Source organism: Streptomyces rapamycinicus NRRL 5491 (genome assembly GCF_024298965.1).
Taxonomy (GTDB): domain Bacteria; phylum Actinomycetota; class Actinomycetes; order Streptomycetales; family Streptomycetaceae; genus Streptomyces; species Streptomyces rapamycinicus.
On record NZ_CP085193.1, the window covers coordinates 4,957,574 to 4,977,666 of the forward strand.

Consider the following 20,093-nt stretch of genomic DNA (forward strand, 5'->3'; position numbering starts at 1 on the left):
TGTGCGTGAGGCCATCGTCATCGGCTCCGGCCCCGCGGGATACACCGCCGCCCTCTATACCGCCCGCGCCGGCCTGAGGCCACTGGTCTTCGAGGGAGCGGTCACCGCAGGCGGGGCCCTGATGACCACCACCGAGGTCGAGAACTTCCCTGGCTTCGCCGACGGCACCCCCGCCCTCATGGACGCCATGCGCGCCCAGGCCGAACGCTTCGGCGCCGAGCTGATCGCCGACGACATCGTCTCCGTCGACCTGACCGGCCACATCAAGACCGTCACCGACACCGCCGGCACCATCCACCGTGCCAGGGCCGTGATCGTCGCGACCGGATCCGGCTACCGCAAACTCGGCCTCCCGGACGAGGAGGAACTCTCCGGTCGCGGCGTCTCCTGGTGCGCCACCTGCGACGGCTTCTTCTTCCGCGACCACGACATCATCGTGGTCGGCGGTGGCGACACCGCCATGGAGGAAGCCACCTTCCTCACCCGCTTCGCCCGCTCCGTCACGGTCGTCCGCCGCCGCTCCACCCTGCGCGCCTCCAAAGCTATGCAGGACCGCGCCTTCGCCGAGGACAAGATCTCCATCGCCTTCGATAGCGAAATCGCCCAGATCAAGGAAGCGGACGGCAGGCTCGTCGGCGTTGTCCTGCGCGACACCTTCACCGGCGCCACCCGTGAACTGGCCGCCACCGGACTGTTCATTGCTATCGGCCACGACCCGCGCACCCACCTGTTCACCGGCCAGTTGGAACTGGACGCACAGGGCTACCTCAAAGTCGACGTACCCTCCACCCGCAGCAACCTCCCCGGCGTCTTCGCCGCCGGCGACGTCGTCGACCACACCCACCGCCAGGCCATCACCGCCGCCGGCACCGGCTGCGCCGCAGCCCTGCACGGCAAAGGCGCCAACTCCCTGTAACGCAGGCGGAAGCGCGATAACTGATCACGCCGCTCGGTTCAGGACTGATGGGTCTGCCTGGTGACAGTGGCGGCGATGGTGGCCAGGGCGAGGCAGGCGGCCATGACTGCTGCCATCGGTGCGGGGCTGTGGGTGCCGAACAGTCCGACCAGCGGGGAGACGGCCGCTCCGAAAAGGAACTGGCCGCCGCCCAGGAGGGCGGAGGTGGCTCCAGGTGCCGTGCGGCCGCGGCTTTGGGCGATGGTGACCACAGCAGGGAAGAAGACCCCGAACGCGGTGAGGGAGAGCAGAAGGCACAGCCACGTCACGGGCATGGTGCTGCCGATGGTCACCTGGACGAGCAGCAGGGCTGCTGGGCCTGCCATCGCCAGCACGGCACTGGCGACGAGGAGGGTTTCGGCGGACCAGCGTCTGGCCAGCCGTCCGCAGACCAGGCTGCCGGCCATGTTGCCGATGGCGTTGACGCCGTAGACGAGGCTGGCAAGGCCAGGGGCGAGGTGGTAGATGTCCTGGAAGACGAAGGTGGTCCCGGCGATATAGGCAAAGACCGCAGCCCCGCCGAACGCCAGGGTCAGTACCGGGGCGATGACGGCGCGCTGGGCGGCAACCTGTCCGATGGCGCGAAGGCTGCCGGCCAGTCCTCCGGTCAGGCGCGCGTGCGGCGGATGGGATTCCGGAACCCACCGCAGTACACCCAGGAGAAGGAGCAGCCCGATGAGGGCGAGGGCTGCGAAGACGTAACGCCAGGACACGACCAGCAGCAGAGCTCCCCCTAGCAGCGGGGCCAGGACCGGGGCCGTGGCGCCGATCGCTCCTAACCGGGAGAAGACCGTGGCCAGTTCACCGTCGTCGAACAGATCGGCGACGACCGCGCGGGCGATGACGATGCCGGCCGCTCCCGAGAAGCCCTGCCCGGCCCGCGCCGCGTTCAAGACGGCCAAGGTCGGGGCCAACGCGCACACCATAGAGAAGAGGGCGAACAGCACGGTACCCGAGACGAGAACAGGGCGGCGTCCGATCGCGTCACTGAGCGGCCCCATGACAAGCTGTCCGGCGATGATGCCCGCCAGGAAGCCGGTCAGGGACATCTGCGCGCCGGAGGCGTCGGTTCCCAGTGATCGTGCCAGGTCCGGAAGCCCGGGAACGTACATGTCGGTCGCCAGCGGACTGGCCGCGCTCAGCCCGGCCAACACCACCAGCAGCCGCGCCCGTTGCCGGGAAGCGACGCGAGGGGCGTGAAGTGGCCGGGCTGCGTTCTCAGCGTGGTGAGCGGTCATAGCGGGGGAGCAGCCCCCTCTGCGTCCGTGTGTGCTGGCGTGCTTCGCGCCTTGGTGGCGACCTCGGCCGTAGCCACCTGCTCTATCAGTCCGGCGGCAATCTGCAACATGCCGCGCTCGGCAGGCGACAGCGTCTGACGCAGCGCCTTTGCCAGCCACCTGTTGCCGTCTCGGACGTGCTCCTGCAGTGCCTCCCGTCCCGCGTCCGTGAGCACGATGTTCTGGCGGCGTGCGTCCACCTCACTGCGCGAGCGGCGGATACGTCCCTGCTCCTCCAGCTCGTTGAGTACTCGGGTCAGGGACTGCACCTGAAGCCCTTCGATGGCGGCCAGTTCGGAGGGCGTCAACGCGCCGCCGTGCCGAAGGTTCGCCAGTACCGAAGCAGCCAGTCGCGTCAGTGTCGGTCCGCTTCCCGGTTGCTCGGCGCGGAGCCGTGACGCCAGTCGGGACACCCCCCACCGCAACGACTCGGCCAGCAGGAGATCCGCTTTCGCTTGCCTGTCTGTATCACCGTCCACAGATAGAAAGCTAAAGCTGGGTATATAAGGGATGCAAGCCTTGATGGGGCGTCATTTTGTAAAGCATAGGCTTGCTTTCTGGCAGAGAGAGGCTTGGCAGTCGAGGGGCGGTCGGGGTGGACTTGCCAATGCTTTGCCGACCGGCACCCCTCACCGCTCGTCTTGGCCGTGTGGGGCGGGCAGCGTCAGGGCCAGGGCGGCAACACCTGTGCACACGGCCGCAATGGTCAGGAACACCGCCCGGTAGGAGGCGGCCGTACCGGCAGTGGTGGCAGCGAGGGTGACCAGGGCGGCGAGGCCGAGGGCACCGCCGATCTGCCGGGTGGCGTTCATCAGTCCCGAGGCCGCGCCGGCGTCCTGCTCGGGGATGCCGGAGGTGACCGTGGTGGTGATGGGGGTGATCAGCAGGCCCATCCCGGCGGACATGACGACCGCGGGCCCGAGCAGGCCCTCCAGGTAGCCGCTGCCTGTCTCGATCCGGCTCTGCCACACGAACCCGGCCGCGGACAGCAGTGCGCTGCCCATGATCAGGGTCCGGGGCCCGGCGTGCCGCATCACGGCGGGGGCCAGGCGGGCGGCGGCGATGCCGACCAGAGTGTGTGGCAGGAACCCCGCTCCCGTGGCCAGTGCTCCGTAGTGCAGCTCGCCTTGCATATACAGCGACAGGAAATACCACATGGGGATGAAACAGGCCCCGGCCAGCAGCATCACCACGTTGCCCGCCCAGACCGGGCGCATCCGCAGCAGGCGCGGCGGCAGCAGCGGAGCCGTCGCGTACCGGGTCTCCACCGCCGCGAACGCGGCCAGTGCGGCAACCCCGACGCTGAGGCCCACCAGGACCGCCGGTGAGCGCCAGCCGTGTGCGCCGGCCTGGGTGACCCCGTGGACGAGGGCGCTCACGCCGAGCGTCGCCAACAGCGCCCCCGGCAGGTCGAGCTTCCCCGGCTCGCTGCGAGCGTGGTCGGCGGGCAGCAGCCGTACGGCGGCGAGAACCGCCGCCGCGCCGATGGGGACGTTGATCAGCAGGATCGATCGCCAGGACAGGGTGTCGGTGAGGACGCCGCCGAGCAGGTTGCCCGCGGCTCCCCCGGCGGAGCTGACTGCGGTCCAGGTGGCCAGTGCCCGGGTGCGGGCCGGCCCTTCGGTGAAGGTGGTGGTCAGGATCGTCAGCGTGGCCGGGGCCAGCACCGCGGCCCCCAGCCCTTGCACGGCCCGCATCGCGATCAACACCCCTGGTGTGGTGGCCAGTCCGCCCACCAGGCTGGAGGCGGTGAAGAGCGCCAGCCCCCACAGGAAGACCCTCCGGCGGCCGTACAGGTCCGCCAGGCGCCCGCCGAGTAGCAGGAATCCGGCGAAGACCAGTGCATAACCGCCGACCACCCACTGCAGACTTACGGAGTCGAAACCCAGGGCGGCTTCGATCGAGGGCAGGGCGACGTTCACCACCGAGACGTCCAGCACCACCATGAACTGCGCCGCACAGGCCAGCCACAGCACCGCTGATCTCCCGCGGCTCGGTGCCCCGGCCGGCTGGGGCGTGGCGTCCGGTGTGCTGCTGGCCTCGTGCGCTTCGCGGAATCCCATGCCCCTCCACCCGTCGTCGTCGCTGCCCAGTTTTATCGTACAGCGGTACTATGAAAACCCCCGGTTGCTGGACGGAGAGGGGACGGGGTGCCGAAACGGGTCGATCACGCCCAGCGTCGCGGGCACATCATCGATGCGCTGGTCCGGGTGGCCGCGGCCGAGGGACTGCATGCGGTGACGATGCGTGGGGTTGCGGCGGAGGCGGGCATGTCGCTGAACCTGGTGCAGTACTACTTCGACTCCAAGCCGCAGCTCATGCACGCGGCGCTGGAGCGGTTGGAGCAGCAGAGCCATGAGCGTTGGTCGGCCAGGCTGGCCCGCCTGCCGCATCCTGTGACCGCTCATGCCTTCATCGAGGCGTTCTGTGCGGAGGCGCTGCCCACTGACGGGCCCAGCCGCGCCTTCCACCTGGTGTGGACCTCATACGCGGTGCTGGCCATGACCGATCCGGAGCTGGCCGCGCAGCCGTTCGTCGAAGGCCCCAATCGCCTGGAGCGGCAGCTCACGGACGTACTGCGGCAGGCCCAGACCGACGGCGAGCTGGCCGCTGACGTTGACGCGTCTGTCGAGGCTGCGCGCCTGCTGGCCATGAGTCACGGTCTGGGCACCAGCGTTCTGGTCGGACAGCGCACAGCGGAGGCGGCAGAAGCCGTGATGCGTCATCACCTCACCAAGCTTTTCGGCCTGCCCGCCGAGGTATAGAGGAGGCGGGAGCTGCGCTGCCCGCCGGGCACGGTCGTTGTGGCCGCTCAGGCGGTGGTGATTCTCGTGTTCTGGACGGTGCAGACCCACCACGCGCCGTCCTTCCTGGTCAGTACCCAGGTGCCGGCGTTGGCGCCGCTGTCCTGCGGGGTGGCCCAGTGCTGCCGGGTGGACACCACGGCGACGTCGGCGGCAGGGAAGGTGATGTGGTCGATCTCGAGCGAGGTGCGGAAGCCCTCGGCGTGATGGTCCAGCCGCTCCTTGTGATAGGAGTGGATCTCCTCCCAGCCCCGGAACCGTCGGCCATCTCCTACCGTGAACGTCACGTCCGCGGTGAACCGGGCGTTGAACCCGACGGCGTCATGAGCCGAGGCGGCCGTCTCCAGTTCGGTGAAGAGCTCCTGGATCTGGTGAACGTCCTCTTCGCGGGCGGGCGTGCTCTGGGCCCAGGGGCGGTCGGCCATGCGAACTCCTTGAATACGGCTGGTCGTGGCTGAAAGGGCACGCTAGAACCTGAACCCCGGTTGAGGTCAACGCCCCCGCTGTCCGGTGAGCGAGCCATTCGGGTGCCGGGGGTGCTGAAGCCCTGTCACCCGGAATGCTGCGCCGATGCGAGGCGCTCGCGCAGCGTGGCGGCGAACTCTTCCGCCCGCGCCAGCTGGGTCCGCAGATCCGCCACCCGCTGCTGCGCGGCCTCCTGGAAACCGCGCACACGCTCCAGCAGATCCGCCCGCTCACCGGGCTGCAGTTGGGCGCCGGAGTCGAGGCGGTCGGTGGCCTCCAGCAGGTCGCGCATCTGCTCGAGGGTGAAGCCGAGCGGCTTCATGCGGCGGATGACCATCAGGCGGGCGACATCAGCCTCGGTGTACAGGCGGAAGCCGCCCTGGGAACGCGCGGAGGGCACCACGAGGCCGGTCTCCTCGTAGTGCCGGATGGTGCGCAGGGACAACTCGGTCCGCGCGGCGACCTCACCGATCTGCCTGTGCTTGCCGTCCACGCCCGTGATCCTCCGGCCCTTCTCATCCCCGGCGGGCCGCGTCCACTCGCGGCTCCACCGATCTCTACCCTAACGTTAGGGTAGAGTTGCTGACGGGTGAGGGCGGTCTGCCGCCGCCCCGCCGCTGCCGTGTCGGGGCCGACGCTGCCCCCGGCGAAGATCCGATTCTTGCAGGAGTACCGCGTGCGCGAGCCCATGACGCCCGACGCCGCGGCCTGCCCGCCGTGACACCTCGCCCCTGGACGTAAGCCCGGCCGCACCGCCACGCCGCAACCCTCCGCTCCGTCCCGCCTACGCCTTCCGGCCCACATCTTTCGGGGCCGTTCGTGGGGTGCCGACCCGGCCCTCCGCGCCATTCCCCACGCCCCCCGGCCTGCCGGACAGGGGGCGTGCCCGAGCACGAGGTTCCTCCTTCCTTGTCTGGTTCCGCTGTGTCCCCGGCCGCGCGCCTGCGCGGCCTGAAGCCCGAGTGGCTGACCAATCCGAAGGTCTGGCGTACCGAGGTACTGGCCGGCCTGGTGGTGGCGCTCGCGCTGATTCCCGAGGCGATCTCGTTCTCGATCATCGCCGGGGTCGACCCGGCCATCGGTCTGTTCGCCTCCTTCACCATGGCCGTCACCATCGCGATCGTCGGCGGGCGCCGGGCGATGATCTCCGCCGCGACCGGCGCCGTCGCCCTGGTGATCGCACCTCTGAACCGTGAGCACGGCCTCGGCTACCTCGTCGCCGCGGTCATCCTCGCCGGCGTCTTCCAGGTGGCGCTCGGCGCACTGGGGGTGGCGAAGCTGATGAGGTTCATCCCCCGCTCGGTGATGGTCGGCTTCGTCAACGCCCTCGCCATCCTGATCTTCATGGCCCAGGTCCCCGAAATGACCGATGTGCCCTGGGCCGTCTACCCGCTCGTCGCCGGTGGCCTGGCGCTGATGGTGTTCCTCCCGAAGATCACCACCGTGATCCCCGCGCCCCTGGTGTCGATCGTGACTCTCACGGTCATCACGGTCGCGGCAGGGATCGCGGTGCCCACCGTCGGCGACAAGGGCGACCTGCCGTCCTCCCTGCCGGTGCCCGGCCTGCCCGATGTGCCCTTCACCCTGGACACCCTGACCACCATCGCGCCGTACGCCTTCGCCATGGCCCTGGTCGGCCTGATGGAATCGCTGATGACCGCCAAACTGGTCGACGACATCACCGACACCCGCTCCAACAAGACCCGCGAGTCCATCGGCCAGGGCATCGCCAACATCGTCACCGGCTTCTTCGGCGGCATGGGCGGCTGCGCCATGATCGGCCAGACGATGATCAACGTGAAGGTCTCCGGCGCCCGCACCCGCCTGTCCACCTTCCTGGCGGGCGCCTTCCTGATGGTGCTGTGCATCGCGTTCGGGCCGGTCGTCTCCGACATTCCCATGGCCGCCCTGGTCGCCGTCATGGTCATGGTGTCGTTCGCGACCTTCGACTGGCACTCCATCGCCCCCAAGACCCTGGGACGGATGCCCGCCGGTGAGATCACTGTCATGGCGATCACCGTCGCGGTCGTCGTCGCCACCCACAACCTCGCCATCGGCGTCGTCACCGGCTCGATCACCGCCATGGTCATCTTTGCCAAACGCGTCGCCCACCTGGCCCAGGTCACCGCCGTCACCGACCCCGACCACACCACCGTCGTCTACCGGGCCACAGGCGAACTGTTCTTCGCCTCCTCCAACGACCTCGTCGGCCAGTTCAACTACGCCACCGACCCGAAGAAGGTCGTCATCGACCTGTCCGCCGCCCACATCTGGGACGCCTCCTCCGTCGCCGCCCTGGACGCGATCGAGACCAAGTACGCCCAGCGTGGCAAGACCGTCCAGATCACCGGCCTGAACGAGCCCAGCGCCAACCTCCACGGCAAACTCAGCGGCGAACTCACAGCCAGCCACTGACCAAACCATCCCGCACCACAAGGCCGCCTTGGCAGCACAGCTGCCAAGGCGGCCTTCCGGGTTATGCTCCGCCACCGGTCACCCGCCCAAGCCGGCGCCTCCGGCTACGAAGAGGCGGTCTGATCAAGGGAGCCCAACGGCTCAGGGCCACGCCGGAAGAGGGCGCCGAGCTGCTGCAGGCCGACAGCCACCGCCATGGCCGCGGCCGTCGACGCGAGCTGCGACAACCTGCCCCCTGCGCGTCCAGCGCGTGCCGCCCTTCATCGACCTGGCCGAGGACAACCACCATGCCGTGACCCGACTGCTGACCAGCCGTCAGCCGCACAAGCGCTACCTGGCTGACCTGCGAAGACGCCTGATTCATTCCCGATTCGGAGGAAAGGCGTTCCAGAGCCTCACTGAGACACGGCCCTGACCTGCGGCTACAGAATTATCCGCAAGGCCCACGTTGAGCCCGGTGCTGGTCTGCTGTACCCACAGGCTCAGTGCCTGTGCCAGTTGGTGGCCGGCGACGACAATGCCACCCAGATCGTCATGGGGGGCCACCCGGGGCAGCCGCGTCAAGGAGCTGTTCACCCGTGGCGTGGGCGAGTCCATCATCGAGGAGCGCTGGTCGGAACTATTGAATGGGACCGGGGGCCTCCGTCAGCGACCGGCGTCGTACTGTTCCCGCCAATTGTCGATCAACGCCGTCATCTCGCGCCGCATGAATGCGTAGAAGTCCCGCATCTCGTGGAGGCGGCGCCCGGCGACGCTGTCCGCGCCGGCCTCCTTGATGCCCTCGGCAGCGGCGTCGCCCATGACGGCGAGCATCTCGTTCTGGCTGCTCATCAAGGTGGCCCAGGCGTGCTCGCGGAAGCGGTAGTGGTCACGGCGGCTTCCCGGAGCCGGGACGCGCTCGATCATGCCCGTGGGAATGAGTTGCTTGACCGCGCTGGAGACGGCGCCGGAGCTGATGCTCAGCTCCTCGCAGAGGTCGGCAGCCGTCATCGTCTCCTGCCGACTGAAGAGCAGGGCGGTCATCACCCGCGCGGTGGTCTTCTGCATGCCGCCCTGCGCCAGGGTAAGCGCCAGTCTTTCCGCCGTCTCGCGCAGTCGGGTGCCCTCGTCGCCTTCCATGGCTCTCAGCATACTCAATCATCAGACATCTCTATTCGTTTACAGATCTCTGAATATTCGCTATGTTCCGAGTATGGAAAATGTCATCGAACTCCGGGAGCTCACCAAGACGTACGGCCTCCGCCGCGGCCTGACCGGCCTGTCCCTGGACGTCCATGCCGGGGAGGTCTTCGGGTTCCTCGGGCCCAACGGTGCCGGCAAGTCCACCACCATCCGCCTGCTGCTCGATCTCATCCGCCCCACCGGCGGCACCGCCACCGTCCTCGGCCTCGATCCACGTGCCGACGGGATCCGACTGCGCACCCGGGTGGGCTACCTGGCCGGTGACTTCGTCTGCGACGGACGACAGAACGTCTACGACTATCTTCGTTTCCTCGCCGCCCTGCGCGGCGGCGTGCCACAGGAAAGCATCGACGATCTGGCCGACCGGCTCGGACTCGACCAGAGCACGAAGATCAAAAAACTGTCCAAGGGCAACCGGCAGAAGGTCGGCCTCGTGCAGGCGTTCATGCACCGCCCCGAGCTGCTGATCCTCGACGAACCCACCTCAGGGCTCGACCCACTGGTCCAGCAGACCTTCCTCGATCTGGTCCTCGAGGCCGCCGCGAGGGGCCAGACCGTCTTCATGTCCAGCCACATCATGAGCGAGGTCGAAGCGGTCGCCAACCGGATCGGCATCATCCGCGACGGCCGCCTGGCCGCTCTGGACACCGTCGCCAACCTGCGCGCCGGCGCCGTCCGCAATATCGAGGTCACCTTCGGCCGACCGGCAGAGGCGGCCGCGTTCACGGCAGCCGACGGCGCCGGACGACTGCGACTCGACGAGTCCGGCACCACCCTCACCGGTCAAGTCATCGGCAGCCCCGACGCCCTCATCAAGGCGCTCGCCCAGCACACCGTCACCACCCTGCGCGTCACCGAGCCCGCCCTCGAAGAGCTTTTCCACTCCTACTACGAGGGTGCCGAGGCCGCGCCACGCGCCGTCGCCCAGTCCACCTGAAACCGGCTCAGCCCACTCGGCTCTCCCCAGGGGGCCGGAGAACTCCATCCCCCATAGCGAAAGGACAGCCGTCATGAGCGCCGCCGTCTACACCAAGTTCCTCTCCGACAGCCGTCGCGGACTCATCGGCTGGGCGCTCGGCACCGCAGCGGTCGCGATGATGTACGCCTCCACCTACCCCTCCCAGAAGAACAACACAGCAAGCCTGCCCGAGGCCATGCGTGATGCCCTGCACATCGACGCCACCGCTGCCGGCTACCTCCAGGCCAGCGTCTTCGGCCTGATCCTGCCGTTGCTCGCCATGATCTACGGCATTGCCACCGGGTCCCGCGCCCTCGCGAGTGAGGAGGAGTCCGGGCAACTCGACCTCCTGCTCGCTCACCCCGTCAGCCGAACCGCTGTGGTGCTCCAGCGCTTCGGTGCTCTGGCCACCGGGGCCGTGGTCATCTGCGTTCTCGTCTGGCTCGCCCTGCTCGCCATCCGCGACGGCGCCGAGCTCACCAGCGTGTCCCTGGGCGAACTGCTCGCCCAGTGTGCGCACCTGGCTCTGCTCGCGATCACCTTCGGCGCCCTGGCAACCGGACTCGGGGCCGCCTTCGGTCGACGTGTCGTCGTCCTGGCCGCGACCGCGGTGATCGGTGTTCTCGCCTATGCCGCCCATACCTTCGCCGCTCAGATCGGCGCCGGCTGGCTCGCCTACCTGTCGCCCTTTCACTACTACATCGACGGAGAGCCCCTCACATACGGCTTCCAGTGGGGCGATGCCGCGGTCCTCGGCGGTGCCGCGGTCGCGTTCGTGGCGCTGGGCGCGGTCCGCTTCGGGCGCCGCGATCTGAACACCTGACGGCCCCGCTCGGGGCACAGGGTGGCTCTGCCGAGGGCCGATACAACCCGGGATCAAGATTCCATAGTCAACGCGTCAGGATCCTGTAAGGTGCCTGGCGGTGTGCCGGGAAGCCTGGTCGGCGAACAGGGGATCACTCTCTTTGCCGATCGGGGGCGGAACAACCCATGGTGCTCATCGCTGTTTTCGGCGTCGCACTCCTCATCGCGGTACTGGTCTCGGGCTTGGCGGCCCGCTCCGTACTCTCCACCTCGCTGCTCTTCCTCGTCGCGGGCGCGCTCGTCGGTGACGGGGCCTTTGGCCTGATCCACATCACGGCGGACAGCCCGATCGTCTCGGTCACCGCCGATCTGGCGCTGTTCGCGGTGCTGTTCACCGACGGCATGCATGTGTCGTTCCCCTCGTTGCGCGGCGCCTGGCGGAATCCGGCGCGTGCCCTCGGGCTCGGGATGCCGCTGGCGTTCGTGGGGATGGCGCTGATCACCCATTTCCTGGCCGGGCTGGACTGGACGACGTCTTTCCTGGTCGGTGCCGTGCTGGCGCCGACCGACCCGGTGTTCGCGTCGGCGATCGTGGGCCGTAAGGAGGTCCCGGCGCGGTTGCGGCAGTTGCTGAATGTGGAGAGCGGGATCAACGACGGGCTGGCGCTGCCGGTCGTACTGGTGCTGATCGCGACGGCCGGGCCGACCTCGGATGCGGCGGAGGCGTCACTGTCGAAGATCGCTCTGGAGCTGGTCGGTGGTCTGGCGCTGGGCATCGTGCTGCCGCTGGTCGTGAACGGGCTCGTACGGTTCCGGCTGCTGGGTGCGGAGCCGAAGCTCCAGCCGCTGCTGCCGCTGGCGGCCGGGGTGATCCTCTACGCGACGTGCCACCTCACCCACGCCAACCCCTACCTGGCGGCCTTCTCCGCGGGCGCGGTGCTCGCCTCGGTGTCGCCGGAGTCCAGGCACGCCTTCGAACCGCTGGGGGAGGCGCTGGCGGAGCTGAGCAAGTTCGCGGCGCTGCTGGTGTTCGGGGCGCTGCTGACGCCTCGGCTGTTCGGTGATCTGTCGGCCGGCGGATATGTCGCCGTGGTGCTGGCGATCGTTCTGGTCCGGCCTGCGTCGCTGCTGCTCTCGCTGATCGGCACGCGTTTCGACCGGCGGGAGAAGCTGGCGGCGGCCTGGTTCGGCCCGAAGGGCTTTGCCTCCGTCGTCTACGGGCTGCTGGTGCTGCAGTCCGGCATCCCGCAGGGCCAGGAGGCATACACCCTGATCGCGGTGTGCATCGCCTTCTCCATCGCCGCCCACAGCAGCACGGATGTGCCCGTCGCCCGTCTCTTCGATGTCGAGGACCTCGTCGGCATACCGGATGACGACGATGACGATGAGCACAAGAGGAAGCGGACTGTGGTGGCCGCGGAGCCTGCGGCCCGGATGGAGGAGGACGGCAATGCGCGCACGTGATCTGGCGGTGGAATATCCGTCAGTGCGTCTGGACAGCGATGCGCTGGACGCGGCCCGGCTGCTGGCGGAGCAGCGGCTGCCCGGGGTACTGGTGATGGACGAAGGAGCGGAGCCCTATGCCGTACTGCCCGGGTCGGCCCTGGTCAAGCTGCTCGTGCCCGGCTACGTGATCGAAGACCCCACGCTCGCGGCGGTGGTCGATGAGCCACACGCGGACCGGCTGTGCCAGGCGCTGGCGGGACGGCGGGTGGCCGACTGCCTGCCCCGGGAACGTCACAAGCCGCCGGTCGCGGACCCGGATGACACCGCGCTGGAGGTCGCGGCGCTCATGGCGCGCGAACGCAGCCCGCTGATCGCGGTGGTGGAACGGGGTGAGCGCGGGGAGCGCGGCGGCTCCCGGTTGCTAGGCGTGATCACCGCCGCACATCTGCTGGAACGTCTTCTTGGGGCGACATGAGCGACTGGCACAGCTGGGCGGCGATCGCCGTCTTCGTGATCGCGTACGCGGCCATCATCAGCGAGCGCGTGCACCGCACGGCCGCCGCCCTGGCAGGGGCCGCGGCCATGCTCGCGATCAGCGCCACAGACGACACGGCGGCCTTCTTCGACGAGCACTCCGGGATCGACTGGAACGTCATCTTCCTGCTGCTCGGGATGATGGCGATCGTCGGGGTCCTCAAGCAGACGGGCCTGTTCGAGTATCTGGCGATCTGGGCGGCCAAACGCGCCCGCGGCAAGCCCTTCCGCGTGATGACCATGCTGATAGTCATCACCGCCACCGCCTCCGCGCTGCTGGACAACGTCACCACGGTGCTGCTGGTCGCCCCGGTCACCCTGCTGGTGTGCGAGCGCCTCGCGCTGCCCGCCGCCCCCTTCCTGATCGCGGAGGTGCTGGCGTCCAACATCGGCGGCACCGCCACCCTGGTCGGCGACCCGCCGAACATCATCATCGCCAGCCGGGGCGGGCTGACCTTCAACGACTTCCTGGTCCACCTCGCCCCCATCGCCGCGCTACTCACCGTCGTGCTGGTGGTGATGTGCCGGGTGATGTTCCGCAAGGTGCTGGTGTACGACGAGGAGCGCGCCGCCGAGGTGATGGCGCTGGAAGAGCGCGAGGCCATTCGCGACCACCGGCTGCTGTACCAGGGCCTGGGGGTTCTGGCCCTGGTCGTCTTCGGGTTCGTGGCGCATCCGGTGCTGCACTACGCGCCGAGCGTGGTGGCCCTGCTCGGTGCCGGGCTGCTCATCGCCATTTCGAAGGTGGAGACCGGTGAGGCGCTGAAGGAGGTGGAGTGGCCAACGCTCGCGTTCTTCGCCGGGCTGTTCATCATGGTCGGGGCGCTCATCGAAACAGGCGTCATCGGAGAGGTCTCCCGCGCCCTGGCAGACGCGACCGGTGGCAGCGAGCTGGGTGCCACAATGCTGCTGGTGTTCGGCTCCGCCGTGCTGTCCGGGATCGTCGACAACATTCCGTACGTCGCCACCATGGCCCCCATCACCGCCGACCTGGCGCACGGCTTCGGCGGCGACGGTGTCCATGTGCTGTGGTGGGCCCTGGCCCTGGGCGCGGACCTCGGCGGCAACGCCACCGCCATCGGCGCGTCCGCCAACGTCGTCGTCCTCGGCATCGCCGAACGCAACCAGCAGCCCATCTCCTTCTGGCAGTTCACCAAGTACGGCCTGGTCGTCACCGCGGCCACGGTCACCATCGCCGCGGGGTACCTGTGGCTGCGGTACTTCGCCCTCGGCTGACCGCTGACATCACCGACCGACGGGGGTCTCCACCATCATGTCTTCCTCACCTCAAGGGCCGCCCGGCGATCCCGCCGTCCCGCACATGATCGTCTGCGGCGACGACGCGCTGGCCCACCGCCTGGCGGCCGAACTGCACGAGGTCTACCGCACACAGGTGACGGTCGTCGTTCCGGTCGCGGCCCAGGCAGGGGAGACCCCGCGGTTACGGACCACAGGACCCGCTCGCGCGTCCGCCCTCCTCGGCCGCGTGGCAGCGGCGGTCGGACGGGCGCCGCTCCCCCGCCAGGGCGCGTCGGGCGGGGCGCCGGATACCGGTGTTCGGGTCATGGAGGCGCCAGACCTCGCCGATGACGTGCTGACCGAGGCGGGGGCGACACGGGCCACGGCACTGGCTCTGGTCCATGACGACGACGAGACCAACATCCACGCCGCACTACGTGCCCGTCGGCTCAACCCCCGGCTGAGGCTGGTGATCCGGCTCTACAACCGCAAACTGGGCCAGCACCTGGAAGACCTGCTCGACCAGGCCGCGGTGGTCGCCGACCCCGGCATGGACCCGGCGGAGCTGGACGCCGCCACCACCGTGCTGTCCGACGCGGACACCGTGGCCCCCGCGCTCGCGGCCACCGCTGTCGCGGGCACGCGGAAAGTGGTGCAGGCCGGCGGGCTGCTGCTGCACGCGGCCGAGCGCACCCCGCCCGGCCGCGACGAGGTCGCCGATCCGGGTCTGTGTACCCTCGCGCTGCTCTCGTCCACCACCAGCAACCCCGGTGGCAGCGAGGGCTCGGACAGCAGCGGAGACGACGGTCCGCGCCTGCTGCCCGGCGACGCGGAGGTCGCCGCCGCCACCGGGCGCGGCACGGTGGTGCTGGAAGCCGTCTCCTTCACCGGTACGCCCCTTCCACCGCGGCGGCTCGGCAGCCGCAGGGTGCCGCTCGCCTCGCTGTTCTCCCGACGGCTGCGCTGGTCCGTCGCCGGGATGGTGACCGCCGTTCTCGCGCTCGCCCTCGCCTCGTGGCGGTTCACCGGGGACGACCTCCCGCACGCGGCTTACCTCACCGTGCTGGACGTGCTGGCCATCGACGACCCGGCGCTCGACGAGCCGACCGGGCGCAAGGTTCTCCAACTGCTGTCCGGGCTGGTCGGCTTGCTCCTGCTGCCCGTCCTGGTGGCCGCGGCCCTCGAAGCGCTGGGCACCTTCCGGACCGCGTCCGCGCTGCGTCGGCCGCCGCGGGGACTCTCCGGCCATGTCGTCCTGCTCGGCCTTGGCAAGGTGGGCACTCGTGTGCTGGCGAGACTGCGTGAGCTGGACATCCCCGTGGTGTGTGTGGAGGAGGACCCCGAAGCGCGCGGCATCCCGCTCGCCCGGCGGCTGGGGGTGCCGACCGTCGTTGGTGACGTCACCCAGGAAGGCGTGCTGGAGGCCGCCAAGATCCGGCGGGCGCATGCGCTGCTCGCGCTGACCAGCTCCGACATCACCAACCTGGAGGCGACGCTGTACGCTCGCTCGGTCAAACCCGACCTGCGGGTGGCACTGCGCCTGTACGACGACCACTTCGCCACTGCCGTCTACCGCACCCTGCGTGCCGCTCACCCCCAAGCGCTGACCCGCAGCCGCAGTGTCTCGACACTCGCGGCACCGGCCTTCGCCGGGGCCATGATGGGCCGCCAGGTCCTGGGCGCCATACCGGTCGAACGCAAAGTGCTGCTCTTCGCCGCATTGCATGTCGCGGGCCACCCGCAGTTGGAGGACCGCACGGTCGCCGAAGCGTTCAAGCCGGGCGCCTGGCGGGTGATCGCGCTCGATGCGGCGGAACCGGCGGACCGGCGGCGCGACCTCGCCGCAGCGCTCCCGTACGACGGCGCCGACCGGGAGCCCGGTCTGGTGTGGGACCTGCACCCCGGCTATGTACTGAAGCCGCACGACCGCGTGGTGCTGGCCACCACCCGCCAGGGCTTGGGCGAACTCCTCGGCGCAAACCCCGTGCCGCGAGGGATCCCGGAGACCGGATGACCGACGCGGGAGCAGCCATGGGAACCACTCGGCGGATGCCGGTCCTGGACCAGAAAGAGCAGAAGGAGCAGTCAGGTGAAACGAGGTGGCATACCCGGGCATTTCCTCGGGGACTACGCGGGCATGCTCGCCGATGTCTCCGGGACCGGACGGTTGTTGCGGCGGCCCGAGCTGGACGCGCTGCGCGAGCTGGGGGAGCGGGCGGCGGAGGCGGGGTACGGGCTGCGGGAGCTGATCGGACTGTATCTGGGCGAGACCCGCAGACTCTGGGGTTCGCTGCCCGGCGTCGCACGGGCGCCGAGTGCGGCGGCGGTGGCCCGTACCGACGACGCGCTGCTCGGCGCCGTGGACGCGGCGATCAGCGCGCTGGGGGAAGGGCACGAGCGGGCGCAGCACCTGGCGGTACGTCAGGAGGAGGCGGTGCGGCGCGAGTTCATCGATGATCTGCTGTACGGGCGTAGTGATCTGGGGAGGCTGGCCGAGCGCGCCGAGCGGTTCGGGCTGCGGCTGGCGCGTTCCCACGCGGTCGCCGTCGCCGAGGGCGATGAGCCGTACGACGACGTCCATCCGGTGGTGCGCCGCGTCGAGCGGGAGTTGATCGCCCGGTTTGGTGAGCACGACGTACTGCTGACCACCAAGGACGGCCGGCTGGTGTGCGTCGCCGCGAGCAGTGAGCGAGTGATCCTGGACGCCTTCGCGAAGTACGCGGAATGGCCCGGCACCGGGTACTCAGGGGCGCGCTGGGTGGCCATCGGCCGTGAGCATCCAGGAGCGGGCGGTGTGGTGCTCAGCTACGAGGAGGCGCTCGGTGCCCTGGAACTCGCCGAGCGGCTGGAGCTGCCAGGGCCCGTTCTGCACGCCGGGGACCTGCTGGTCTTCCCGGTGCTGTTGCGCGACCGGGCGGCCATGTCCGACCTGGTGCGGACGGTGCTCGGCCCGCTCACGACGTCGCGCGGCGGGGCCGGGCCGCTGCTGGAGACGCTCACCGCGTGCGCGGCGGCCGGTTATGTCAACGCCGAGGCGGCACGGCGCCTGAAGATCAGCGTACGCACCCTCTCCTACCGGTTGGAGCGGATCAAGACCCTGACCGGCTATGACCCCGGGGACGCGCTACAGCGCTTCACGCTGGAGACGGCGGCGATGGGGGCGCGGTTGCTGGGGTGGCCGGCGGAGCCGCTGTAGACGCTTCCCGGAGCCCGGTCGGTTCCCGCGTCAACAGGACGTCAGGAGCGCGTAAAGATTGCCGGGATGCGGCAATGTGCGGCCGTACCTCCCGGTGTCACGATGCCGTGGCACCGAGACGAGGGACGGGGGTGGTGCTGTGGCTGGGTTCCTGCGGGCCGCGCTGGGGTTTCCCACGGTCCTGTTCAGCTTCGCGCTCCTCGTCGTGGCCGGGTACTGGCTTGTGGTGCTGCTGGGAGGGATCGGCGTGGACGCCTTCGACGGGGGAGACGGCGTCCACGCCGGTACGGCCGGAATACCGGTCACCGCCATGGTCTCGACCGGAATCGTCATTGCCTGGTTCGTGGCCCTGGCCGGTGACGCGCTGATCGTCCACCGCTGGCTGCGGGTCGCCGTGCTGCCCGCCGCGCTGGGGGCGGCCTGGGTCGGCATCAGGGTGCAGCGGCGCCTGGCTCACCGCTTGCTGCCTCCTGAACGGGTGCCGTCGCGCGAGCATTTCGTGGGCCGCGTCTGCGTGATCCGCACCTCTCGCGTGAGCGCCGACTTCGGCCAGGCCGAGGTGACGTCCGACGACGGATCGACCGCGACCGTCCAGGTCCGTACCCACGAGGCCGGACTGGTCTCGGGCTCCCACGCGCTCATCTTCGACTACGACGCCGACGGCGAGTTCTTCCGGGTCGCGCCCTTCGACATCGCGCTCGACCCCCACCGTCCGGCCGTCTGAACACCTCCACATCTCTTTTCCCACATCCCGGACAACCAAGGGATCTCATCGATGGATGCCATCACCGTAGGGCTGGGCGTGGTCATCGCCGTCGTCCTGCTCGTCGTACTCGTCGTGTTCCTCGCCGTCACCCGGCTGTACCGCAAGGTGCCCCAGGGGCAGGCGCTGATCGTCTCCAAGTACCGCAAGGTCGATGTGACCTTCACGGGTGCCGTGGTGCTGCCCGTGCTGCACAAGGCGGAGGTGATGGACATCTCGGTGAAGACCATCGAGATCGGCCGCACCGGCCGTGAGGGGCTGATCTGCCAGGACAACATCCGCGCCGACATCCGCATCGCCTTCTTCGTACGGGTCAACAAGACGAGGGAGGACGTGGTGAAGGTCGCCCAGGCGATCGGCACGGCGCGCGCCAGTGACCCGCGCACCTTGCAGGAGCTGTTCAACGCGAAGTTCTCCGAGGCGCTCAAGACGGTCGGCAAGCAGTTGGACTTCGCCGACCTCTACACCAAGCGCGATGAGTTCCGGGACCGGATCATCGCGGTCATCGGCACCGACCTCAACGGCTACAGCCTGGAGGACGCGGCCATCGACTATCTCGAACAGACGCCGATGGGCCAGCTGGACGCCGCCAACATCCTGGACGCCCAGGGCATCCGCAAGATCACCGAGCTGACCGCCATCGAGCATGTGCGCACCAATGAGTACCAGCGCACGGAGGAGAAGGAGATCACCCGGCAGAACGTCGAGGCCCGCGAGGCGGTCCTGGAGCTGGAGCGGCGGCAGTCCGACGCCGAGATCAAGCAGACGCGCGAGATCGAGACCGTACGGGCCAGGGAAGAGGCGGAGACGGCGCGGGTGCAGGCCGAGGAGCGGCTGCGGTCGCACAGCGCGCACCTGAAGACCGAAGAGGCGCTCGGCATCCAGAACGAGAACCGCGAACGCGAGATCGCCGTCGCGGTCAAGAACCGCGAGCGCGTCATCGCCATCGAGAGCGAGCGCATCGAGAAGGACCGGCTCCTGGAGGTCATCGCACGGGAGCGGGAGACCCAGCTGAGGCGCATCGCCGCCGACAAGGAGGTCGAGGCGGAGAAGCGGGAGATCGCCGACGTGGTGCGGGAGCGGATCGCGGTGGAGAAGACCGTCGCGGCGCAGGAAGAGGAGATCAAGAAGCTCCGCACGGTGGAGGAGGCCGAGCGCGAGCGCCAGGCACTGATCATCCACGCCGAGGCAGAGGCCCAGGAACGCCTGGTCAAGGACATCAAGGCGGCCGAGGCCGCCGAGCAGGCGGCAGAGCACCGGGCCGCCGAGGAACTGACGATGGCCGAGGCGCGGCGCAAGGCCGCCGATCTGGACGCGCAGTCCGCGATCCGGCTCGCCGAGGGCAAGCGCGCGGACGCGGCGGCCGCCGGACTCGCCCAGGCCGAAGTCCAGGAGCGCACGGCGGAGGCCATCGCCAAGGTCGGGCACGCGGAGGCCGACGTCGCCCGGGAGAAGGCCCTTGCGGGGGCCGAGGGACTGCGGGAGAAGCTGAAGGCCGAGGCCGAGGGCCTGACGGAGAAAGCGGCGGCGATGGCGGCGCTGGACGCGGCCGGCCGTGGCCACGAGGAGTTCCGCCTCCGGCTGGAGGCGGAGAAGGACGTACGGCTCGCCGGGATCGACGTACACCGGCAGGTCGCCGAGGCCCAGGCCACCGTGCTGGCCACCGGCCTGGAGAACGCGAAGATCGACATCGTCGGCGGGGAGAGCGTCTTCTTCGACCGGCTGGTGAACGCGATCTCGCTCAGCAAGGGCGTGGACGCCTTCGTCGACCGCTCGGAGTCCGTCCAGGCCATGGCGGCCCCGTGGCTCGACAAGGACGCCTCGACCTTCACCGAGGACATCGGAGCGATGCTCACGGGCCTGGGCAGCGGCGGCCTCCGCGACCTGACCCTGGCCGGTGCGCTCACCCGGCTGATCACCGACGCCGGTCCGAAGGCAGGCGCGTTGGAGGGCCTGCTGGAGTCCGTACGGGCGAGCGGCCTCGGCGACACGAAGCTGCTCGAACTCGCCGCGCCCGCTCGGGCCAACGGGACAGCCCGGTAGCCACCGGGTTCG

The 20,093-nt window shown here is 69.4% G+C and carries 17 protein-coding genes and 1 pseudogene; 12 read left to right on the top strand and 6 right to left on the bottom strand.

Annotated features, from left to right (window positions below):
- Position 1: 1 nt before the first annotated feature.
- A pseudogene (trxB, locus tag LIV37_RS20460) lies at positions 2 to 889 on the top strand (thioredoxin-disulfide reductase); the annotation flags it as partial.
- Between the two features lie 65 nt (positions 890 to 954).
- Here the strand turns inward: trxB and LIV37_RS20465 are convergent.
- The 3 genes from LIV37_RS20465 to LIV37_RS20475 form a co-directional block, all read right to left on the bottom strand.
- Positions 955 to 2,193, bottom strand: coding sequence for a multidrug effflux MFS transporter (locus LIV37_RS20465; protein ID WP_121824705.1), 1,239 nt, complete (start codon positions 2,191 to 2,193; stop codon positions 955 to 957).
- Positions 2,190 to 2,711, bottom strand: coding sequence for a MarR family winged helix-turn-helix transcriptional regulator (locus tag LIV37_RS20470; protein WP_202979603.1), 522 nt, complete (start codon positions 2,709 to 2,711; stop codon positions 2,190 to 2,192). The genes LIV37_RS20465 and LIV37_RS20470 overlap by 4 nt, the downstream gene beginning before the upstream one ends.
- Positions 2,712 to 2,861: 150 nt before the next feature.
- Positions 2,862 to 4,295, bottom strand: a complete 1,434-nt coding sequence (locus tag LIV37_RS20475) for an MFS transporter (RefSeq protein WP_121824703.1) — start codon at positions 4,293 to 4,295, stop codon at positions 2,862 to 2,864.
- An 87-nt stretch (positions 4,296 to 4,382) separates the two neighbouring features.
- Here LIV37_RS20475 and LIV37_RS20480 point away from each other — a divergent pair, with 87 nt between their 5' ends.
- Entirely contained in the window at positions 4,383 to 4,997 is a 615-nt protein-coding gene (locus LIV37_RS20480; protein ID WP_020869026.1) for a TetR/AcrR family transcriptional regulator, read from the top strand.
- A 47-nt stretch (positions 4,998 to 5,044) separates the two neighbouring features.
- On the opposite strand, the gene LIV37_RS20485 is transcribed toward LIV37_RS20480, so the two are convergent.
- Entirely contained in the window at positions 5,045 to 5,461 is a 417-nt protein-coding gene (locus tag LIV37_RS20485) for an SgcJ/EcaC family oxidoreductase (protein WP_020869027.1), read from the bottom strand.
- 125 nt (positions 5,462 to 5,586) lie between these two features.
- Positions 5,587 to 5,994: a MerR family transcriptional regulator gene (locus LIV37_RS20490; protein ID WP_020869028.1), complete on the bottom strand. Its 408-nt coding sequence runs from the start codon at positions 5,992 to 5,994 to the stop codon at positions 5,587 to 5,589.
- Between the two features lie 416 nt (positions 5,995 to 6,410).
- On the opposite strand from LIV37_RS20490, the gene LIV37_RS20495 reads away from it, so the two are divergent.
- Positions 6,411 to 7,916 (top strand): SulP family inorganic anion transporter, encoded by a 1,506-nt coding sequence (locus tag LIV37_RS20495; RefSeq protein WP_121824701.1) that lies wholly within the window; start codon positions 6,411 to 6,413, stop codon positions 7,914 to 7,916.
- Between the two features lie 645 nt (positions 7,917 to 8,561).
- On the opposite strand, the gene LIV37_RS20500 is transcribed toward LIV37_RS20495, so the two are convergent.
- Positions 8,562 to 9,035 (bottom strand): GbsR/MarR family transcriptional regulator, encoded by a 474-nt coding sequence (locus LIV37_RS20500; protein WP_121825357.1) that lies wholly within the window; start codon positions 9,033 to 9,035, stop codon positions 8,562 to 8,564.
- A gap of 73 nt (positions 9,036 to 9,108) precedes the next feature.
- On the opposite strand from LIV37_RS20500, the gene LIV37_RS20505 reads away from it, so the two are divergent.
- From LIV37_RS20505 to LIV37_RS20545, 9 genes are all read left to right on the top strand, one after another.
- Positions 9,109 to 10,035, top strand: a complete 927-nt coding sequence (locus tag LIV37_RS20505) for an ABC transporter ATP-binding protein (protein WP_020869033.1) — start codon at positions 9,109 to 9,111, stop codon at positions 10,033 to 10,035.
- 73 nt (positions 10,036 to 10,108) lie between these two features.
- Positions 10,109 to 10,879 (top strand): ABC transporter permease subunit, encoded by a 771-nt coding sequence (locus LIV37_RS20510; protein ID WP_020869034.1) that lies wholly within the window; start codon positions 10,109 to 10,111, stop codon positions 10,877 to 10,879.
- A 167-nt stretch (positions 10,880 to 11,046) separates the two neighbouring features.
- Positions 11,047 to 12,324 carry a cation:proton antiporter gene (locus LIV37_RS20515; RefSeq protein WP_020869035.1) on the top strand — a complete coding sequence of 426 codons (1,278 nt, stop codon included), beginning with the start codon at positions 11,047 to 11,049 and terminating at the stop codon, positions 12,322 to 12,324.
- Positions 12,311 to 12,781 (top strand): CBS domain-containing protein, encoded by a 471-nt coding sequence (locus tag LIV37_RS20520; RefSeq protein WP_020869036.1) that lies wholly within the window; start codon positions 12,311 to 12,313, stop codon positions 12,779 to 12,781. Before LIV37_RS20515 ends, LIV37_RS20520 begins: the two co-directional genes overlap by 14 nt.
- Positions 12,778 to 14,076 carry an ArsB/NhaD family transporter gene (locus LIV37_RS20525; protein WP_020869037.1) on the top strand — a complete coding sequence of 433 codons (1,299 nt, stop codon included), beginning with the start codon at positions 12,778 to 12,780 and terminating at the stop codon, positions 14,074 to 14,076. The genes LIV37_RS20520 and LIV37_RS20525 overlap by 4 nt, the downstream gene beginning before the upstream one ends.
- Before the next feature lie 37 nt (positions 14,077 to 14,113).
- Positions 14,114 to 16,093: an NAD-binding protein gene (locus tag LIV37_RS20530; RefSeq protein WP_243146196.1), complete on the top strand. Its 1,980-nt coding sequence runs from the start codon at positions 14,114 to 14,116 to the stop codon at positions 16,091 to 16,093.
- Positions 16,094 to 16,216: 123 nt separating this feature from the next.
- A complete protein-coding gene (locus tag LIV37_RS20535; protein WP_185058071.1) occupies positions 16,217 to 17,275 on the top strand; it encodes a PucR family transcriptional regulator in 1,059 nt (352 codons plus the stop codon).
- A 139-nt stretch (positions 17,276 to 17,414) separates the two neighbouring features.
- On the top strand, positions 17,415 to 17,999 hold the full coding sequence (locus LIV37_RS20540) for a hypothetical protein (RefSeq protein ID WP_020869040.1): 585 nt from the start codon (positions 17,415 to 17,417) through the stop codon (positions 17,997 to 17,999).
- A 51-nt stretch (positions 18,000 to 18,050) separates the two neighbouring features.
- On the top strand, positions 18,051 to 20,081 hold the full coding sequence (locus LIV37_RS20545; RefSeq protein ID WP_020869041.1) for an SPFH domain-containing protein: 2,031 nt from the start codon (positions 18,051 to 18,053) through the stop codon (positions 20,079 to 20,081).
- Positions 20,082 to 20,093 lie beyond the last annotated feature (12 nt).